At 71.6% G+C, this 17,675-nt stretch carries 18 protein-coding genes and 1 tRNA gene; 5 read left to right on the top strand and 14 right to left on the bottom strand.

The genetic code is table 11. The annotated features are described in order from the left end of the window. Positions 1 to 3: 3 nt before the first annotated feature. The 5 genes from ACIQM0_RS08335 to ACIQM0_RS08315 all read right to left on the bottom strand — a co-directional run bounded on the left by ACIQM0_RS08335 (position 4) and on the right by ACIQM0_RS08315 (position 4,804). Positions 4 to 1,341 (bottom strand): alpha-L-fucosidase, encoded by a 1,338-nt coding sequence (locus ACIQM0_RS08335; RefSeq protein WP_401284617.1) that lies wholly within the window; start codon positions 1,339 to 1,341, stop codon positions 4 to 6. Then, positions 1,338 to 2,006 carry a carbohydrate ABC transporter permease gene (locus ACIQM0_RS08330; RefSeq protein WP_401284614.1) on the bottom strand — a complete coding sequence of 223 codons (669 nt, stop codon included), beginning with the start codon at positions 2,004 to 2,006 and terminating at the stop codon, positions 1,338 to 1,340. The genes ACIQM0_RS08335 and ACIQM0_RS08330 overlap by 4 nt, the downstream gene beginning before the upstream one ends. Positions 2,007 to 2,336: 330 nt before the next feature. Beyond that, positions 2,337 to 3,305, bottom strand: a complete 969-nt coding sequence (locus ACIQM0_RS08325; RefSeq protein ID WP_401284611.1) for a carbohydrate ABC transporter permease — start codon at positions 3,303 to 3,305, stop codon at positions 2,337 to 2,339. 123 nt (positions 3,306 to 3,428) lie between these two features. Further along, entirely contained in the window at positions 3,429 to 4,076 is a 648-nt protein-coding gene (locus tag ACIQM0_RS08320) for a uridine kinase (RefSeq protein ID WP_401284608.1), read from the bottom strand. A 65-nt stretch (positions 4,077 to 4,141) separates the two neighbouring features. Further along, positions 4,142 to 4,804 carry a nucleotidyltransferase domain-containing protein gene (locus ACIQM0_RS08315; RefSeq protein WP_401284605.1) on the bottom strand — a complete coding sequence of 221 codons (663 nt, stop codon included), beginning with the start codon at positions 4,802 to 4,804 and terminating at the stop codon, positions 4,142 to 4,144. Between the two features lie 41 nt (positions 4,805 to 4,845). Here ACIQM0_RS08315 and ACIQM0_RS08310 point away from each other — a divergent pair, with 41 nt between their 5' ends. Continuing rightward, positions 4,846 to 5,211 (top strand): nuclear transport factor 2 family protein, encoded by a 366-nt coding sequence (locus ACIQM0_RS08310; RefSeq protein WP_401284602.1) that lies wholly within the window; start codon positions 4,846 to 4,848, stop codon positions 5,209 to 5,211. A gap of 61 nt (positions 5,212 to 5,272) precedes the next feature. On the opposite strand, the gene ACIQM0_RS08305 is transcribed toward ACIQM0_RS08310, so the two are convergent. After that, positions 5,273 to 5,818, bottom strand: a complete 546-nt coding sequence (locus tag ACIQM0_RS08305; RefSeq protein WP_401284599.1) for a cupin domain-containing protein — start codon at positions 5,816 to 5,818, stop codon at positions 5,273 to 5,275. A 107-nt stretch (positions 5,819 to 5,925) separates the two neighbouring features. Beyond that, positions 5,926 to 6,603, bottom strand: coding sequence for a winged helix-turn-helix transcriptional regulator (locus ACIQM0_RS08300; protein ID WP_401284596.1), 678 nt, complete (start codon positions 6,601 to 6,603; stop codon positions 5,926 to 5,928). Positions 6,604 to 6,688: 85 nt separating this feature from the next. Here ACIQM0_RS08300 and ACIQM0_RS08295 point away from each other — a divergent pair, with 85 nt between their 5' ends. Both ACIQM0_RS08295 and ACIQM0_RS08290 read left to right on the top strand, forming a co-directional pair. Further along, positions 6,689 to 7,900, top strand: a complete 1,212-nt coding sequence (locus tag ACIQM0_RS08295) for a pyridoxal phosphate-dependent aminotransferase (protein ID WP_401284594.1) — start codon at positions 6,689 to 6,691, stop codon at positions 7,898 to 7,900. A 30-nt stretch (positions 7,901 to 7,930) separates the two neighbouring features. Further along, positions 7,931 to 8,554 (top strand): peptidase, encoded by a 624-nt coding sequence (locus ACIQM0_RS08290; RefSeq protein WP_401284592.1) that lies wholly within the window; start codon positions 7,931 to 7,933, stop codon positions 8,552 to 8,554. 316 nt (positions 8,555 to 8,870) lie between these two features. Here the strand turns inward: ACIQM0_RS08290 and ACIQM0_RS08285 are convergent. Both ACIQM0_RS08285 and ACIQM0_RS08280 read right to left on the bottom strand, forming a co-directional pair. Next, positions 8,871 to 8,957, bottom strand: a tRNA-OTHER gene (locus ACIQM0_RS08285). A gap of 33 nt (positions 8,958 to 8,990) precedes the next feature. Beyond that, positions 8,991 to 9,722: a hypothetical protein gene (locus tag ACIQM0_RS08280; RefSeq protein WP_401284589.1), complete on the bottom strand. Its 732-nt coding sequence runs from the start codon at positions 9,720 to 9,722 to the stop codon at positions 8,991 to 8,993. 119 nt (positions 9,723 to 9,841) lie between these two features. On the opposite strand from ACIQM0_RS08280, the gene ACIQM0_RS08275 reads away from it, so the two are divergent. After that, a complete protein-coding gene (locus tag ACIQM0_RS08275) occupies positions 9,842 to 10,150 on the top strand; it encodes a hypothetical protein (RefSeq protein ID WP_401284586.1) in 309 nt (102 codons plus the stop codon). Positions 10,151 to 10,154: 4 nt separating this feature from the next. Here ACIQM0_RS08275 and ACIQM0_RS08270 read toward each other — a convergent pair whose 3' ends face one another. The 3 genes from ACIQM0_RS08270 to ACIQM0_RS08260 all read right to left on the bottom strand — a co-directional run bounded on the left by ACIQM0_RS08270 (position 10,155) and on the right by ACIQM0_RS08260 (position 15,731). After that, on the bottom strand, positions 10,155 to 11,468 hold the full coding sequence (locus ACIQM0_RS08270) for an SWIM zinc finger family protein (protein WP_401284584.1): 1,314 nt from the start codon (positions 11,466 to 11,468) through the stop codon (positions 10,155 to 10,157). After that, entirely contained in the window at positions 11,465 to 14,437 is a 2,973-nt protein-coding gene (locus tag ACIQM0_RS08265) for a DEAD/DEAH box helicase (RefSeq protein WP_401284582.1), read from the bottom strand. The genes ACIQM0_RS08270 and ACIQM0_RS08265 overlap by 4 nt, the downstream gene beginning before the upstream one ends. A 184-nt stretch (positions 14,438 to 14,621) precedes the next feature. Further along, positions 14,622 to 15,731, bottom strand: coding sequence for a slipin family protein (locus ACIQM0_RS08260; RefSeq protein WP_401284579.1), 1,110 nt, complete (start codon positions 15,729 to 15,731; stop codon positions 14,622 to 14,624). Positions 15,732 to 16,012: 281 nt separating this feature from the next. Here ACIQM0_RS08260 and ACIQM0_RS08255 point away from each other — a divergent pair, with 281 nt between their 5' ends. Next, positions 16,013 to 16,360, top strand: a complete 348-nt coding sequence (locus ACIQM0_RS08255) for a hypothetical protein (protein ID WP_401284576.1) — start codon at positions 16,013 to 16,015, stop codon at positions 16,358 to 16,360. 33 nt (positions 16,361 to 16,393) lie between these two features. On the opposite strand, the gene ACIQM0_RS08250 is transcribed toward ACIQM0_RS08255, so the two are convergent. Both ACIQM0_RS08250 and ACIQM0_RS08245 read right to left on the bottom strand, forming a co-directional pair. Further along, positions 16,394 to 17,089 carry a class I SAM-dependent methyltransferase gene (locus ACIQM0_RS08250; RefSeq protein ID WP_401284574.1) on the bottom strand — a complete coding sequence of 232 codons (696 nt, stop codon included), beginning with the start codon at positions 17,087 to 17,089 and terminating at the stop codon, positions 16,394 to 16,396. A gap of 192 nt (positions 17,090 to 17,281) precedes the next feature. Continuing rightward, on the bottom strand, positions 17,282 to 17,635 hold the full coding sequence (locus tag ACIQM0_RS08245; protein ID WP_401284572.1) for a VOC family protein: 354 nt from the start codon (positions 17,633 to 17,635) through the stop codon (positions 17,282 to 17,284). Positions 17,636 to 17,675 lie beyond the last annotated feature (40 nt).

Raw genomic sequence — 17,675 nt, 5'->3', positions numbered from 1 at the left:
GGATCAGCGGTCGGCCGGGGTGCCCAGGAACAGTTCGATGACGGGGACGGGGGTGTCGGGGCGGCGGACCGGGATCTGGAGCGTGAGCGTTCCGGCGGGCTGGCCGCCCATCTCGGTGTTGGCCGCGGGCCGGTCCGGGTCGATGTGGACCGGGATGATCTCGGACGCGTCGTTCAGCAGCTGGGCATAACGCACCCGGCCGGCGAGGCCCGGCAGGTGCAGATGGCGGGGCGGCCAGGCGAACAGGTGGACGTAGAGCCGGTCGCCGCGCTGGGTGTACCGGCAGTCGGCGGGGGGTGTGTACGGGGACGGGCCGCAGCCGCGGACCGACCGCTCGTGCAGCTCCGTCCAGCGGCCGATCTCGCCGAGGATCGCGACATCGCGCGGGTCGAGATCGCCTCGGCCGGTGGGGCCCACGTTGAGCAGCAGGTTGCCGCCCTTGGACACCCCGTCGACAAGCATGCGGATCAGCAGGTCGGCGCTCTTGTGGTCGAGGTTGTCGCGGTCGTAGCCCCAGCTTCCGTTGAGCGTCTGGCAGGCCTCCCAGAGCGCGGGACGCCCGTTGTCGGTCATCGGGCCGGAGGGCTGGTACTGCTCGGGGGTGACGAAGTCCCCGGGAAGGCCGGTCCGGTCGTTGACGAGGACGTGCGGCTGGAGTTCCCGGACCGTCTCCAGGAGCTTCGGGGAGTCCCAGTCGTCGGGGCCCTTGCCTCCCCACCAGGTGCGCCCGGCGTAGGAGAAGTCGAAGAACAGGTAGTCGATGCGCCCGAACGACGTCAGCAGTTCCCGGACCTGGCCGTGCAGGTAGCGCTGGTAGTCGCGGATGTCGCGGTCCGCGTTGGCGGCCTTGAACTCCTCGTCGTCGCGCTGCGGGTGGGTGCCGTCCACCGGGAAGGACGGGTGGTGCCAGTCGATCAGCGAGTAGTAGAGGCCGACCTTGAGCCCTTCGGCGCGGCACGCCTCGACGAACGGGGCGACGAGGTCGCGGCCGTGCGGGGTGTTGGTGACCTTGTACTCGGTGAGGGCGCTGTCCCACAGGCAGAAACCGTCGTGGTGCTTGGTGGTGAGGACGACGTAACGCATCCCGGCAGCCTTGGCCGCCCTGGCCCACTGGACCGGGTCGTAGCGGTCGGGGTCGAAGTGGTCGAAGTAGACCTGGTACTGCTCGTCGGTCAGCTTCTCCCGGTTCTTGACCCACTCGTGCCGCGCGGCGAGGGAGTACAGCCCCCAGTGGACGAACATGCCGAACCGGGCGGCGGTGAACCAGGCCGCCTCCGGGGCCCCTTGGGGATCCTGGCTCCCGGACGGCTGGGCCTGCGGGGTGTCGGCGCTCGGGGTCATGGGGAATCGCTCCTTCTCATCGGCGTCCGGTGGGTGCGCGGTGCGCGTCGGGGACGGTCGTACGGGGACGGTGGTCGGCGGGCGGGTACGTCGGGCGGTGTCGTGCGAGGGCGGGGCGCGGGCCGCGGGGTCAGCCCTTCAGCGCGCCGGAGGACAGACCGCTGACGAAGGAGCGCTGGAAGAACAGGAAGACGATCACGGAGGGCAGCAGGGCCAGCAGCGAGGCGGCCATCACCACTCCGGGGGTGACCGCGGGGTCGATCCGCAGGGTCCGCAGCGCCAGCGGGAGCGTGTAGGGAGGAGGAGTCGGTGGAGACGAGGAGGGGCAGCAGGTACTGGTCCCAGATCATGGTGAAGCCGAAGACCCCGATGACGCCGAGTGCGGGCTTGCACATCGGCAGGATGATCTGGGCGAAGATCCGCAGGTCTCCCGCGCCGTCGATGCGGGCGGCCTCTTCGAGTTCGCGCGGCACGTCCTTCATGAACTCGGTCATCACGAGGATGGAGAAACCCCAGGCGCCCAGCGGGACGATCATTCCGGCCAGGGTACCGATGAGGTTGAAGTGGAGGACCGGCAGGTCGGAGAGGATCAGGGACAGCGGGAGCGCCAGGATCTCCTCGGGCAGCATCAGCGTCGCCAGGACGGCGACGAGCACCAGCGTCATCTCCGGGGAAGACCTTCCTGGCCAGCGCGTACCCGGCCAGGACGGAGACGGCCACCTGGAGCAGCAGCCCGCCGCCGACCACGAGGAACGAGTTCAGCAGGTACGTGAGCACCCCCTGGTCGAACGCGATCCTGAAGTTGTCCAGTGTGATGCCCGAGGGGATGACGCTCAGCTGTGTCGGGTCCTTGACGTGCCCGAAAGCGCTGACGAGCAGGGCCAGCAGGGGCCCCGCGAAGACGATCAGGACCAGCAGGTGGACGACGGCCCTCAGGATCCGGCCGCCGGCGCTCCGGCTCTCGGTCAGGCCCAGCGCGGTCTCGGTCTGCGCACTCACTTGCTCTCCCTCCGCCGCAGCAGTTGGACGACGACGGTCAGGATCAGCGTCGCGACGAACAGCAGGACCGCTCCCGCCGCTCCGACACCGAGCCGGTTCTGTTCCAGCCCGAGCTTGTAGATGAGGGTCATGACGACCTCGGTGGAACCGTCGGGTCCACCGTTGGTGAGCAGGAACACCTCGGTGAACACCCGCAGTCCGCGGATCGCGGCGAGGATGAACAGGATCGAGAACACCGACCGCAGTCCGGGCACCGTCACGTGCCACACCCGCTGCCGCCTGGACGCGCCGTCGACCTTCGCCGCCTCGTACAACCCGCGGTCCACGCTCGTCAGACCGGCGAGGATGATCATCATGTCGTAGGGGGCGCCCCGCCAGATGCCGGTGAGCATGATGGAGGCCATCGAGGTGTCGGGGTCGTTGATGAACCCCGACGGGTCCATCCCCACCAGGCCGAGGAGGGAGTTGAGCATGCCGTCCCCGGTCGGGTGGTACATGATCCGCCACAGTTCGGCGACGACCGCGATCGGCACCACCGGGAGGAACGCCGCGGAGCGCACGACCTTCAGCCGGCGGCTCTGCCCCTCCATCAGCAGGGCGAGGGAGAGGCCGAGCGCCATCGAGCCGGCCGTCTGCCCGGCGGCGAGGAGGACGGTGTGCCACGCGGCCTCGCGGTATCCGTGGGACTGGAGCACGGTGGCGTAGTTCTCGGTGCCGACCCACTTGTTTCCCAGGTAGGGCTGGACCTCCTGGAAGGACATGGTCAGCGCGTTGGCCATGGGGATGAACTTGAAGTACAGGAAGAGGAGCAGAGCGGGGGCGAGGAACAGCCAGGGCGTCCACCACCGGCCCGCTCTGCGGCTGCTCCCCAGGAAACCGGTGGCCCCGCCGTCCCGGCGGCCCGTCTTCCGCGGGGAGGGTACGGCCGCCGCAGGGGCGGCCGGTTCCGCCTGGTCGAGGCTCATGACGCGGCGATCCCCTGCTCCTGGAGGATGTCGGCGAGCTGCTTGTCGAGCTCACCCAGCTTGGCCACGGCACCGGCTCGAAACGACCCGGGCAGCAATACGCCCCCGCGCGAGGCCTCTCGGCTACTCGTCCCGCCGCAGCCCCGTCCAGGCGGGATGGCGCGGATCGTCGGCCCGGACGACCGCGTCGGCGCTCCCGGCGGGCGCCACCTCGTCCTCGTACCGGGCGAAGGCGGGCAGCGTCCACTGCTCGCCCTCCTCGGTGCGCCGCCGCAGCGCACCCGGCGACAGCCGCAGGTGGACACTCAGGTCGAACGGGAACCAGTGCCCCAGCAGCAACGGCCCGTGCATCACCAGCACCCCGCCCTCCGGCAGGAGCCGGTACGGGCTCCGGGTGGCCCGGTCCGTCGCCGGATCCCAGAGGTCGGGCAGCACCCGCCCGCTGCCGCCCGGCTCCAGCGGCCCGAACACCTCACGCCACAGCGCTCCGGTGTCGAACCAGCTGCCGAAGTACGAGTCGGGGTCCTGCTTCCCGTACTCGTACCGCAGGCTGGCGGGCCGCAGGAATCCCTCGGTGGACACCGGGAGCACGGCCCGGCCGCGGAGCCGCAGCGCCTGTGCGACCGACTCGGCCAGCTCACCGGTGTCGGCGGCCGGGGCCCCGTCGACGGCGACCTTGAGCCAGGGCCCGCCGTCGGACGGCTTCAGCGCGTCGGCGTGCGCGGCGAGGGCGTCCGCCAGCCGTTCCCAGGTGATCGCTTCGAATCGCACGCGTCCATCATCGCCCCGTCGCGGCGAGGCTGTCCGCATCCCCCGGGCCGCGCGGGCAGGGCCCGTCAGCTAAGGTCCGCCCGATGGTCCTGCGCCAGCCGCACGACGCGCTCGGCGAGCGGTCCCCGGGCCGGCTCGATCGCGGCAGCGGCCTCGGCGAGGCGGGTGATGTCGGCGAACCAGTCACCGGTGACGGCGTCCACCGCCCCGATGCGGGCGAAGCCGCGCTCCAGCAGGCCCCGGGCGGTCTGCGGCCGGCCGCGCAGCACCGCCTTCACCGCGGCGACCGCGTTGGCGAGCGCGCTGGCGGGCCTCGACCAGTCGTCGCGGCGCGCCGCAGGATTGTCCTGGTCGTAGCCGGGCCGGCCGGCGACGGACAGCGCGACGACCTCCAGGTCCAGCCGCCAGAAGAGGGGCAGCCGGTCGAAGTCGACGAAGAGCAGCCGCCTCTTGCGGGAGTTCCCCAGCTCGGGGTCGACGCGCAGGGAGGCGACGCCGCGGACCGTGCCGAGCAGATCCGGGACGGCGGCGACACAGGCGTCGAACCGCCCGTCGGGCACGGTCCAGAGGAGGTCGATGTCGCTGTACGCGTCGGCGGTCCCCCGTGCGAGCGAACCCCTCGGTTCCGCCCGCGAACCGGCGCAGTGGGAGCGGAGCGCGCGCAGGAGCTCCCGCGCCAACGCGGCCCGGCGCACCGGGTCCAGGCTCTCGCGACCTTCTTCACTCATGGCCTGCCACCCCTTCGCCCCCGCCTCGTACGCTTGCCCTCATGGACCTCGCATTCGCCCGCACGTTCGCCGCGCAGTGGCAGGACGACTGGAACTCCCACGACCTGGAACGCGTCCTGACGCACTATCACGACGACGTGACCTTCAGCTCCCCCATGATCGCCCGGTTCACCGGCGACCCTTCCGGCACCGTGCGCGGCAAGGCCGAGCTGCGCGCGTACTGGGCGCGCGGGCTCGAACTCATCCCCGACCTGAAGTTCGAGGTGATGGACGTCCGGGTGAGCGTCGACACCCTGGTGATCGACTACCGCAACCAGATCGGCGGCCGGGTGTACGAGGTGCTGACGTTCCGGGACGGGCTGGTGACCGGCGGCCTCGGTGCTTACGGGGAGACGCTCGCCCGCTGACGGTCGGCACCCGCCGACGCGGTGGCCGGACGGGACGACAGGGGCGGGCCTCAGCCCTGTTTCACCTCTTCCTGCCGCCCTTCCTTCCGCAGTCCACGGCGTCGGCGTCGTCGGAGAGTTCGCTGCCCTTGGGCAGCAGATAGGTCACCCAGAGGACGACGGGCTCGGTCCCCAGATTGCGTCCGATGTGGCGGTGCTTGGCCCCGGACGGCTCGATGAAGGACGTTCCGGCGGGGGTCACCTCGACCGAGCAGTCGTCCAGGGTGCGCGTCAGCGTCCCCTGCTGGACGACCGCGATCAGCTGACCGCGATGGGTGTGCCAGCCGGTGGAGCCGCCGGGCTCGACGGTGATCTTCCGGAAGGTGACGTCGGTACGGCCCTTCGGCGTCTTCACCTTCAGCTTGCCCGGCGATGTGCCCTCCGCGACGACGGTGCCGGTCACACCACTGCCCGGGGTGGCGACGGCCGCCGACGGCACGAAGCCGAGCGCCGCCACACAGCCCCCGATGACAAGAGCCTTGCCCAGCCGCCCCCGCGGCCCCTGTCGGCCCTCCGGCCCTTGCCGTCCCGTCCGCCCCAGCCATGCCTGTTGTCTGCCGGATCTCATGGGCCACTCCTCTGCGTCAGTGTCACGGGCGTCACAGGTGTCCCTGACATCCCAAATGCCCCGACGCTACCCAGGTGTCGGCCGGGCGAACCGTCCCGCCGTCGCCGTCATGCGCCACGCAGCTCCGCGGCCAGCGGCCCCTCGCCCGACACCTCGATCCGCCCGTCCTTCACCGCCTCCGCGAACGTCACCTCGCCGCGCCCCAGCGCGAGGCAGAGCTCGGCGTCGAGCACGATGCGCGCATCGGCGCGGGCGGCCGGACCGTCCCCGTAGACAGCGCCGCCGGCCTCCCGTACTCCCGTACGGACGTGGAACTCGCCCTCGTCGAGGTGCACATCGAGCACCCCGTCACCAGTCGGCCCGCCGGGTCCGTCCAGCGCGCGCAGAAGCGGGAGCGCGAACCAGTGCGCCCGGACCGCGTCCGTGGGCCGCCGCTCCGCGAGCGCGGGCGCGCCCCATTCGGCGAGTGCGGCCAGGACGGGCAGCAGTCCGTGGCCGCGCTCGGTGAGTTCGTACACCGAGGCGGCGGCGGGCGGCGGCAGTTTGCGACGGGTGGCCAGCCCGCCCTGCTCCATGTCCTTGAGCCGGGAGGCGAGGACGTCCGTGCTGACGCCGGGGAGGTCGGCGTGCAGATCGGTGTACCGGCGCGGACCGGCCAGCAGTTCACGGACGATCAGCAGCGTCCACCGGTCGCCGACGGCGTCCAGCGCGCGGGCGCCGGCACAGAACTGGTCGTAACTCCGGCGGCGGGCCGGTCGGGGCGCGGGCTGTTGCTGACGTGGCATACGACGCAGTCTAGACATGTTGTTGGACTTTCCAAGCTCAAGCTTGGTAAAACCAAGTATCACAGTCGGGTCGGGGAGGCACCGCATGGAGTTCCGCCAGTCCAGCAAGCTCAACGAGGTCTGTTACGAGATCCGGGGTCCGGTCATCGAGCACGCCAACGCCCTGGAGGAGGCGGGCCACAGCGTGCTCCGCCTCAACACGGGCAACCCGGCGCTGTTCGGTTTCGAGGCGCCGGAGGAGATCGTCCAGGACATGATCCGGATGCTCCCGCAGGCCCACGGCTACACCGATTCGCGCGGCATCCTCTCCGCCCGCCGGGCCGTGGCGCAGCGCTACCAGGCGATGGGACTCACCGACGTCGGCGTGGACGACATCTTTCTCGGCAACGGGGTCTCCGAGCTGATCTCCATGGCGGTGCAGGGCCTGCTGGAGGACGGCGACGAGGTGCTGATCCCGTCCCCGGACTACCCGCTGTGGACCGCGGTGACGACCCTGGCCGGCGGGAAGGCCGTGCACTACATGTGCGACGAGGCCTCGGACTGGAACCCCGACCTGGCCGACATGGCGTCGAAGATCACCGACCGGACCAGGGCCGTCGTGATCATCAACCCGAACAACCCGACCGGTGCCGTCTACCCGCGCGAGGTCCTCGAATCCATCCTCGACCTGGCCCGCAGGCACGGTCTGATGGTGTTCGCCGACGAGATCTACGACCAGATCCTCTACGACGACGCCGAGCACCACAGCGTGGCCGTCCTCGCCCCCGACCTGGTCTGCCTCACGTTCAGCGGCCTCTCCAAGACGTACCGCGTGGCCGGCTTCCGTTCGGGCTGGATGGTGGTGTCGGGCCCGAAGCGGCACGCGCGCAGCTATCTGGAGGGGCTGACCATGCTCGCCTCCATGCGGCTCTGCCCCAACGCCCCGGCGCAGTACGCGATCCAGGCCGCGCTGGGCGGCCGGCAGTCGATCCGGGAGCTGGTGGCGCCCGGGGGCAGGCTGTACGAGCAGCGCAACCTCGCCTGGGAGAAGCTGAACGAGATCCCCGGGGTGTCGTGCGTGAAGCCCAGGGGCGCGCTGTACGCCTTCCCGCGCATCGACCCGAAGGTTCATCCCCTGGTCGACGACGAGAAGTTCGTCCTGGACCTGCTGCTGCGCGAGAAGATCCAGGTCGTGCAGGGCACCGGTTTCAACTGGCCGCGGCCCGACCACTTCCGGATCCTGACCCTCCCGTACGCTGACGATCTCGACGCGGCGATCAGCCGGATCGGCCGCTTCCTGACCGGGTACCGGCAGTGACCGGACGCCGGAGATGAACGGATACCGATCGTGAGCCACCCCACCTGCCCCACCTGCCCGGTCCCGGTCCACACCCAGTTCGCCTCGTTCGGGCTCGTCGGGGCGATCGTCGAGGGCGGGCTCGACCCGGCCACCGACCCCGCGTGGGCGGACTCGGGCGCGAAGTCGCCCGCGGAGTACGCGCGCTGGGCGGGCCATCTGTGCGGGATGACCTGTCTGCGCATGGCACTCGGCGCCGACGCCCCGCCCCTCTTCGCGCTGCGCGACGGAGCGCTCGGGTACGGCGCGTACACCGAGGACCCGGACGGTGCGATCCGCGGCCTGGTCTACGCCCCCTTCGCCACGTACGTACGCGAGCGGCACGGCCTCGACGCGACCGTCCACCGGCACCTCTCGTCCGCGGAGATCCCGGCGCTGCTGGACGAGGGCCGGTCCGTCATGGCCTCCGTGCACTACGCGATCCGCCACCCGCGGCAGCCCGCACCGGGACGGGGCGGGCACCTGGTGCTCCTGACGTCCCGTACGGCCGACGGCACGGGCGTCCACTTCCACAATCCGTCGGGCACGACGGCCGCGACCCGGTCGGCGGAGCTTCCGCTGGCCGAGTTCGAGCGCTTCTTCGCCGGACGCGGGGTCTCGCTCCGCGCGGCATGACGGCCCACCGGCCCGGAAACGGGAGCGGGCCCGGGGGTGTAGCCGACCCCCGAGCCCTGTGATGCCACCTGTACGGCACGCCGACACTTTTAAGGTCCCGTGTCAGTTTTATGTCGTCGTGTCCTGCCTTTGGACCACCGCGGACCGAAGCTCCACGGGCCGGAGTCGAACCGGCATCTCGACGCACACGGGCACGGGCCCGGTCGATTCGGCGATAGGTGGCGCATGCTGAGTCTGGAGCAGGAGTCTGAGATTGATCGCGGCCTGCCTCTGCCAGTTGGGCCACCCCGGCCCGCATCCGTAAGAAGTACGGAAGTGCCGGGGGGAGGACTCGAACCTCCACCGGAACCGCGTCGTCACGACAAACTTCAGTTTCAGCTTTGCGCTCCTCGCGCACCCCGGCGGCTTCGACCGCCGCCGGGGATTCCATGGTCGGTCACCCGAAGAGGTAACCGAAGACCGCATCACCCACCCGCTGGTCCGTGACGTCCACGCCGTTGGCCTCCTCGCGGGCGAACTTGACGGCCTGCTGGAGCTTCTCGACCCGGTCGGTCAGTTCGTTGATCCGCCGTGCGGGCAGCGCCCCGGAGAACTTCACGGTCGTCCAGTAGCCGATCGGCACGTCCTCGTAGTACACCTCGACCTGCGCCGGGTGCTTCTCGGTGGCCTCCGCCTTCACGTGGTTGCGGGGCACCTTCTTGGTGCGCAGGGTCCGCACCGGCTCGGTCTTCCAGGAGTCGGTGGACGGGTCCTGGGCCCAGGCCTCCGAGGCCTCGAGCACCGGCAGTTTGCGGATGAAGGTGGTGATGTCCGTGAGCTGCTTCTCCAGGAAGAGCAGATACGACACCGGAACGCCGGTCACCAGCACCCGGCCGTCGACCGAGATGTCGGCGCGGGCCGCGCAGTTCGCCCAGTCCTTGGTGGCGGTCACGTCGAAGAGCCGGGTGAGCGTCTTCGCCGTCTCGCGCAGCACGTCCTCGGCCTTGATCTGCACCGGTGTCGACTCGGGCGGCAACTGCTCGCCCTCCTCGTCCTTCGGCCGGTAGGTCCGGGAGATCCCGGCCAGCAGACCGGCCTTCTGGAGGCCGTGATGCGCCGCCGTCAGGTCCTGGTGAGCCTTGGACTTGACGCCCTTCTCCACTGCGATGATCTGATTGAGTTTCGCCACGTCCAGGAAGCTAGCAACAGCAACACGGCCCGCACCAGCGGTTTTTGCCGCACCGGAGGCGCTGGACGGACCGGGGTGCGGCGGGAGTGCCGGACATCGATCGACAGGGAGCAGGCCGCATGGGCGCCGCGATACGTCATTTCACCGCCACGACCGAGCAGGGGCAGGTCTTCACGGTCAACATCGAGCGGGACTTCCGGTACGACCCGTACCGCGACTTCCTGGTCTGCGCGCACTGCGAGTGGCGGCCCTCGCTCCTGACCACGGAGCGGATCATCGACATGGCCGGGGAGCACCTGGCCTCCGCGCACGGGGCCGGGCGCGGGCTGGCGCAGCAGGAGGACGAGTCGTTCCGCAGGGGGCGGCTGATCGTGCTGCCGATCGTCGCCGTCGTGCTGATCGGTCTGCTGCTGCTCCTGAAGGGCTGACCCGTCAGCCGCCGCTGAGCTCCAGGAGCGCGCCCACCGGGTCGGAGTCCGGTAGGGCACGCGGCCACCACTCGTCCTGCCCCGGGTCGGACTCGTAGCCGTACCAGCGGCCGTCGTGGCCGAAGCGGAGCTGGAGCGTGCCGCCGGGGTGGGTGAGGTGGTTGCGCCAGGGCTGGAAGCGGGGGAAGCCGGCGGCCGCGAGGGCCGGGCGGGCCCGGTCGAACGGGCCGGCCGGGGGGTCCCACTGCGATTCCAGGACATCCAGCCCCTCGGCCCCGCCCTGGCGCCAGGCGGCGACGGCGCGGGCCAGGTCGGTGGTGTTACGGCCGGTGGCGGACGCCAGTTCGCGGTAGAGGGCGCGGGTGGTGGCGGTGAGCCCCGCGGTGGGCCGGGCCGCTGCCAGCCGGACCGCGTCCTGCCAGGGGGTGAGCCCGGCGAGCGGGTCGAGGCCGGTGGTGAGCAGGGCGTGGGCCCGTGCCGCCGCGTCCGTGGCGAGCTGGTCGAGGGCGAGGGGGTCCCGGCTGCCGGGCAGGCTCGGGTACGCGGGCGGCTGCCCGGGGTGCGGCTCCACCGGGAACGGGGCGGGCAGCGGAGGCAGGAAGCGGCAGGCCAGCGCGTCCTGCGCCGGTACGGAGGGGGCGGCGGGGGCCTCGGGCCGCTCCCGTGCGGAGTGCGCGGCGTTGCGGTGGCCCAGGTCCTCCAGGAGTTCGCGCTCGCCCCGGCCGCGCAGCAGCAGCAGGACGAACGGATCGGCGTCCAGGAGCCGGGCCATCTGGTAGCAGAGCGCCGACACGTGCTTGCAGGGCCAGCCGTGGTCGGGGCAGGAACAGCTGGGGTCGAGGTCGTCGGCCGCGGGGAGCAGCGCGACCCCGGAGGCGGCCGCCGTGTCGGCCAGGGAGTGCGGCATCTCCTTGGTGAGCAGTGCGGCGAGGTGGCCGGGGCTGGCGGCGACCGCGGCGAGGAAGGTGTCCCAGTCGGCGTCGGTGAAGGTGCGCAGCCGCAGTTCGGCACGGTAGGGCCGGGGGCGGCTGCCGTGCACATAGGCGACGACCCGGCCGGGGGTGACGGTGACCGCGGCGACGTGCCCGCCGTCGGCGTACGCACGGCCGCGGGCGAGTCTCGCCGCGTCCATCGAGAGGGCTTCCAGCGCCGCCACCCACGCCCGGCCCCACCAGCTGTCCGCGAACGGCTCGTCGTCGCCGGACGTCCGCGCGGGCACCGCCTCGAAGGTCCGCCGCAGGTCGTCGGGGCCCGGCCGGGACCGGGCGACGGGACGAGGGTCGCGGGCGGACGGCAGAGAGTGCGGGCGGGGGCTCATGACGGCCTCCGGAGGGAGACGAGATCGGCCAGGTCGCGGTCGCTGAGCTCGGTCAGCGCGGTCTCGCCGGCGCCCAGCACGGCGTCGGCCAGGGCGCGCTTGGCCAGCAGCATCTCGCCGATCCGGTCCTCGACGGTGCCCTCGGCGATCAGCCGGTGCACCTGGACGGGCTGGGTCTGCCCGATGCGGTAGGCGCGGTCCGTGGCCTGTTCCTCGACGGCCGGATTCCACCAGCGGTCGTAGTGGATGACATGGGCGGCCCGGGTGAGATTCAGTCCGGTGCCCGCCGCCTTCAGGGAGAGCAGGAACACCGGGACCTCGCCGGACTGGAAGCGGTCCACCATCCGTTCCCGCTCGGGCACCGGTGTGCCGCCGTGCAGGAGTTGGGAGGGGATCGCCCGTGCGGTGAGGTGCGCGGAGAGCAGCCGGGCCATCGTCACGTACTGGGTGAAGACGAGGACGGAGCCGTCCTCTGCGAGGATCGTGTCGAGGAGTTCGTCGAGCAGGGCGAGCTTCCCGGAGCGGCCGACGAGCCGGGTCGGCTCCTCCTTCAGATACTGCGCGGGGTGGTTGCAGATCTGCTTGAGCGAGGCCAGCAGCTTCATGATGAGGCCGCGCCGGGCGATGCCCTCCGACGCCTCGATGTACGCCATGGTCTCGCGCACCGTGGCCTCGTAGAGCGTGGCCTGCTCGCGGGTGAGGAAGACGGGGTGGTCGGTCTCCGTCTTGGGCGGCAGCTCGGGTGCGATACCCGGGTCCGACTTCTTGCGGCGCAGCAGGAAGGGGCGCACCAGCCTGGAGAGCCGCTCGACCGCTTCGTCGTTGCCGATCCCGGCCGCCGTGCCGGTGTTCTCCACGATCCGGGCGTGCCGGGCCCGGAACGCCTTGAGGGGGCCGAGCAGTCCGGGCGTGGTCCAGTCGAGCAGCGCCCAGAGCTCGGAGAGGTTGTTCTCGACGGGGGTACCGGTCAGGGCGACCCTGGCCGGGGACGGAATGGTACGCAGCGCCTTCGCCGTCGAGGAGTGCGGGTTCTTCACGTGCTGCGCCTCGTCGGCGACGACCAGTCCCCAGCTGTGCGCGGCCAGTTCGGCCGCGCTGGAGCGCATCGTGCCGTACGTGGTGAGGACGAAGCCGCCGTCGGGTTCGGCGAGGGTGCGGTCGGTGCCGTGGAACCGGCGCACGGGTACGCCGGGGGCGAAGCGGTTGATCTCCCGGTGCCAGTTGCCCAGCAGCGAGGCGGGGCAGATCACCAGGGTGGGCGCGCGATGGGCGCGGTGCAGATGCAGGGCGATGAGGGTGATCGTCTTGCCGAGGCCCATGTCGTCGGCGAGGCAGCCGCCGAGGCCCAGCGAGGTCATCCGGTCCAGCCAGGCCAGCCCGCGCAACTGGTAGTCGCGGAGCGTCGCGTTGAGGCCGGGCGGCGGTGCGACGGTGGTCTCGTCGTCGACGATGCGGGTGCGGAGCGCGGCGAGCGCGCCGACCGGCACGGCGTCGACCTGTTCGCCGTCCACCTCGGCGCTGCCGGTCAGGGCGACGGCGAGGGCGTCCACCGGGTCGAGCAGGCCCAGCTCCCGCTTGCGTGCCTTGCGGACGAGCGCGGGGTCGACGACGACCCATTGGTCGCGCAGCCGCACCACGGGCCGGTGGGCCTCGGCCAGCACGTCCATCTCGGCCTCGGTGAGCTGCTGGTCCCCCAGCGAGAGCTGCCAGTTGAAGGCGAAGAGCTGTTCGGCGTCGAAGAACGCCGTGCCGTCGGTGGCGGTGCCCGGCGCGGGCCGGACCACGGCGGCCGCGGTGAGGGAACGGGCCAGCTCCCGGGGCCAGTGCACGCTCACCCCGGCGGCCGAGAGCCGGGCCCCGGCATCGCTCAGCAGCTCGTACAGCTCGTCCTCTGTGAGGGCCAGTACATCGGGGACGGGCTGGTCGAGGAGGCGTTCCAGCGGGGCCCAGACGCGGGCGGCGCGGCGCAGCGCGAGCACGGCATCGACCCGGGCCCGCGGGCCGAAGGGCTCGCCCGCCCCGCCGGTCCACAGCGCGGCGGCGTCGACGACATAGGTCGGGTCGGCGAGGCTGTGCACCTGGGTGATGGCCGCGGCGGCGTGCCGCGCGGCGGCCGGACCGCCGGAACCGGAACCGGAACCGGAGCCGGAGTCGGAGTCAAAGCCGAAGTCGGAACCGGTCGTGCCGGCGGAATCCGTTGTGTCGAAGAGCTCGTACGCGGAGAGGTCCAGGCGCAGCGACACCCGTACGCCCGCGTCCAGCCCGGCCGCGACCGCCACGGCCCACTCCCGGGCGCCGGGGAGGTGCTGGGCCTCCCTGGCGGCGAAGGGCGCCCCCATGGCGAACGCCGCCGCGGGGGTGCGGGGCAGGGTGTCGGCCACCGCGTCGAGGAAGGAGGCGATGAGCGGCTCGGGATCGGGAACCTGGAGGGGCGTCCGGTCCGGGAACGGCACCGCGTACCCCTCGGGGGGCATGGCCGCGGCGACGGCGCGCAGATGGGCGACGTCCTCCGCGGCGCGCGGACCGGCCCGCCAGGCATCGTGATCGTCGGGCGTCAGGCCGGGAAGCATCCGGCCGCGGGCCACCAGATGGAGCGCGTGGAGGGTGGCGGCGCCCCAGCAGCGGGTGGCGGGGTGGGCGGACTGCTGGTGCCTGGCGCGGGCCAGCAGGGGTACGGCGTCGGCGATGGACAGCACGAGGGCCGGCACGGTGTGACGGCGGACGTCGCCCTGACCGCCGTGCCGTCGGACGACGGTGATCTCGGAGACCCGCTCGTCGCTACCGGCCGGGAAGCCCGTACCGGAGGCCGAGCCGCTGCCGGACGTGTCACCGAGGCCGGGGAGCGGGGCCCCTTCCGGGTCCCAGAACGCGATGCGGCCCTCCCTGGGGAGCGCTGCGGGGAGGAAGACCGCTGCGCAGCGCAGCAGGCGGCCGACGGCCGCGTCCTGCGGTGGTGATGCGATGGCCACCGGCCCCTCCCCTCGTGCTCGAATCCCTGGTCACGGGCTCTGTGCCCGCTGTCCCCGGCACCTGACCGGCACCGGATCCCTCTGACTCGCGAGTCTAGGCGGGGGGTATGACAGCCGACCACGGGCCCGGCGCCGCCCCCTCGGTTCGGACGGGGTACGGCGGGCGGGCCCGTGGGCGGCGGCCTCAGTGCCTGGCGAGCGGCTTCGACCCGTTGGGGCGTGGCCGGGGCCTCGCGGCAGGCGGGGCGGGCTTGGGCGTGCGAGCCGTCCGCGCCGACCCCTGCGACGGAGACGGAGACGGGGGTGCGGACGAGGACTCGGGCTCAGGCGCGGGCTCGGACTCGGACTCGGGCTCCGCGGACTGCGTCTCAGCCTGCGAGGACGCCGGCGAGGACTCAGGTGAGGCCTCAAGTGAGGAATCGGCCGAGGACTCGGGCGCCGACGCCGACGACGACGCCACGGGCTCCACAGGCGGCGCGCCCTGCGCGCCTTGTACGGCCTGCGCGCCCTGCGCGCCCTGCGGCGGCGCTGTCGGCTGCTGTGCCCGCTCCAGGAAGCGGAGCAGCTCCACCGGGAACGGCAGCACCAGTGTGGAGTTCTTCTCCGCGGCCACCGCCACCACGGTCTGCAGCAGCCTCAGCTGGAGTGCCGCGGGCTGGGAGGACATCTCCGCGGCTGCCTGGGACAGCTTCTTCGACGCCTGGAGTTCCGCGTCCGCGTTGATGACCCGGGCCCGCCTCTCACGGTCCGCCTCGGCCTGGCGCGCCATGGAGCGTTTCATCGTCTCCGGCAGCGAGACGTCCTTGATCTCCACCCGGTCGATCTGTACGCCCCAGCCGACCGCGGGGCTGTCGATCATCAGCTCCAGGCCCTGGTTCAGCTTCTCCCGGTTGGACAGCAGATCGTCCAGATCGCTCTTACCGATGATCGAACGCAACGACGTCTGCGCCATCTGCGAGACGGCGAACCGGTAGTCCTCCACCTCGACGACGGCGCTCGCGGCGTCGACCACCTTGAAGTAGATGACCGCGTCGACCCGCACCGTGACGTTGTCCCGGGTGATCCCGTCCTGGGCCGGCACAGGCATCGTCACGATCTGCATGTTGACCTTGCGCAGCCGCTCCGCACCGGGGAGCACCATGGTGAATCCAGGCCCTCGTACGTCGTTACGGAGCCGGCCGAACCTGAGAACCACACCCCGTTCGTACTGCTTGACGACCCGGGCGGCGGACGCCATGTACGCGACACCCGCCAGCACCACCACAACCAAAGCGATCAAAAGCTCCTGGACCATGACGGCCCCCTGCCAGCCGGAAACACCGGAACACTCACTCCACGCCGGATAAGGCGCTAATACCACGGTATGCCTGGTACGGGCGTCAGTCGAACCCCTGTCCACACATTCCGCGTGTTCCGTGCATTCCGTGCGCCTGTAGCCCGCCCGGCCGCCTCCCGGATGCCGGGCGGGCGGCGAGCGGGCAAGGTGACCAGCGTGAGCACGTACCCCCGTGGCGTACGGGGGTACGTGCCGGAGTGCGTACGGATGAGCCGGACGAGACAGACGAGGACCCGCCCATGCCCGTGATCGACAACCGACGCCGCCGTTTCGGCATCGCAGCCGGGACCGCCCTCCTGACCCTCACCGTCGCGGGCTGTTCGGGCCTCGGCCGGACCGCGGTCGGTCCGGTCACCTACACGACCGAGCGGGAGGCCGTGATCATGGTGAACAGCCCCTCGGTGCTGGGTTGCCACCCGCTCGCCCCCGCGGGTGCCAAGGAAGTGGACAACGGGACCCTGATCGACATCATCCTGTACCGCACGCGGGACTGCACCGGACCGGGTACGACCTACCTCGCCACCACGCTCTCCGACGTGCGGGCGCCCGATTCGCTGCCCTGGCGCAGCTTCAGCACGGTGCACTGATCCCGGGCCACCGCCCCGGCCGGCCGTGCCCCGCTAACGGGGCACGGCCCGCACCCAGACGCCGTCATCCGTGAGATAGCGGTCCACGCCCAGTCCGGCCGCCGCCAGATACTCCTCGAACTGTTCCTTCGACAGCGGCCGTGACAGGAACGTCTGCGACCACTGGGCGTCGTCGAACTCGTACTCGGCGCGCACCGAGCGCACCCCGTCCCCGACCGGCTGCGAGGAGACGATCCGCAGGGTGTACCCGGCCGGTTCGACACGCTCCCTCGGCAGTCCGGTGTGGTAGTCCGGCCCCTCGCGCTGGATGAGCACCACCCCGCCGTCGCGCACGTACCTCCGGCAGCTCCGCAGCAGTCCGTCCCGCACCCGGTGATCGCCCGTGTGCACCAGGAACGACGCGAGCATCACCACGTCGAACGTCTCGTCACCGAGCTCCAGGGCCTCGATGGGGCTCTGCACCGTACGCGCGCCGCGCACCTTCTCCAGCATCTGCGCCGACTCGTCCACCGCGGTGACGTCGAACCCGCGGCGGATCAGCGGATGCGTCACCCGGCCCGCCCCGCAGCCCAGTTCCAGGATCCTCGATCCGGCGGGGACGGCCGCGGCGATGACGTCCGGTTCGCTGCCGACGGACAGCCGGGTGTAGAGCTCCACCGCGCAGCCGTCCGGGGTGATCGCGCCGGGACCGGTCCCTGAATAGCCCTCACGTATCAGCTGTCCGCTCATGTACGCCGAACGAACCGTCCCTGGAGGCCGTTCCCGTACCGGACCGAGCCGAACCCGGCCGAAACCTCGGCCACGAGCCGTTCTGTGACTGAGCGGCTCAGTTGGCCCGTTTCGCCAAGTGGAACGCTCAATCGCCGAGAAGGCCGGAAGCGCCGTTCCGGCACCTCCGCCCGAACGGCTGCCCGGCCCCGCTCAGCTCTTCCGCTCGCCCAGGACACAGAATTCGTTGTCCTCCGGGTCGAGGAGGGTCACCCAGTGCTGCTCGTCCTGCACGGTGTCGGCGCGCCGGGCACCGAGGGAGAGCAGCCGGGCGACCTCGGCCTCCTGATCGTCGGGGCGGAAGTCGGGGTGGAGCCGGTTCTTCGACGTCTTGCCCTCGGGGACAGGCACGAAGAGCAGCCCCGGCATCCGGTCCGGCTCGGGCCGGATCTCGATGATCTCCTCGGATTCGTCGACCACAACCCAGCCGAGAGCCTCGGCCCACCAGCGCCCGAGGGCGAGGGGGTCGGAGGAGTCGACGATGATCTGTTCCCATTCGAGTGCCATGGGTGTGAGCATAAACAGGTTCGGCCGGCTGCCGGGGCCG

This window comes from Streptomyces sp. NPDC091387, assembly GCF_044756945.1.
Classification (GTDB): domain Bacteria; phylum Actinomycetota; class Actinomycetes; order Streptomycetales; family Streptomycetaceae; genus Streptomyces.
Note: the sequence above shows the minus strand (reverse complement) of the source record. Positions and strands in the feature narration are given on the sequence as shown.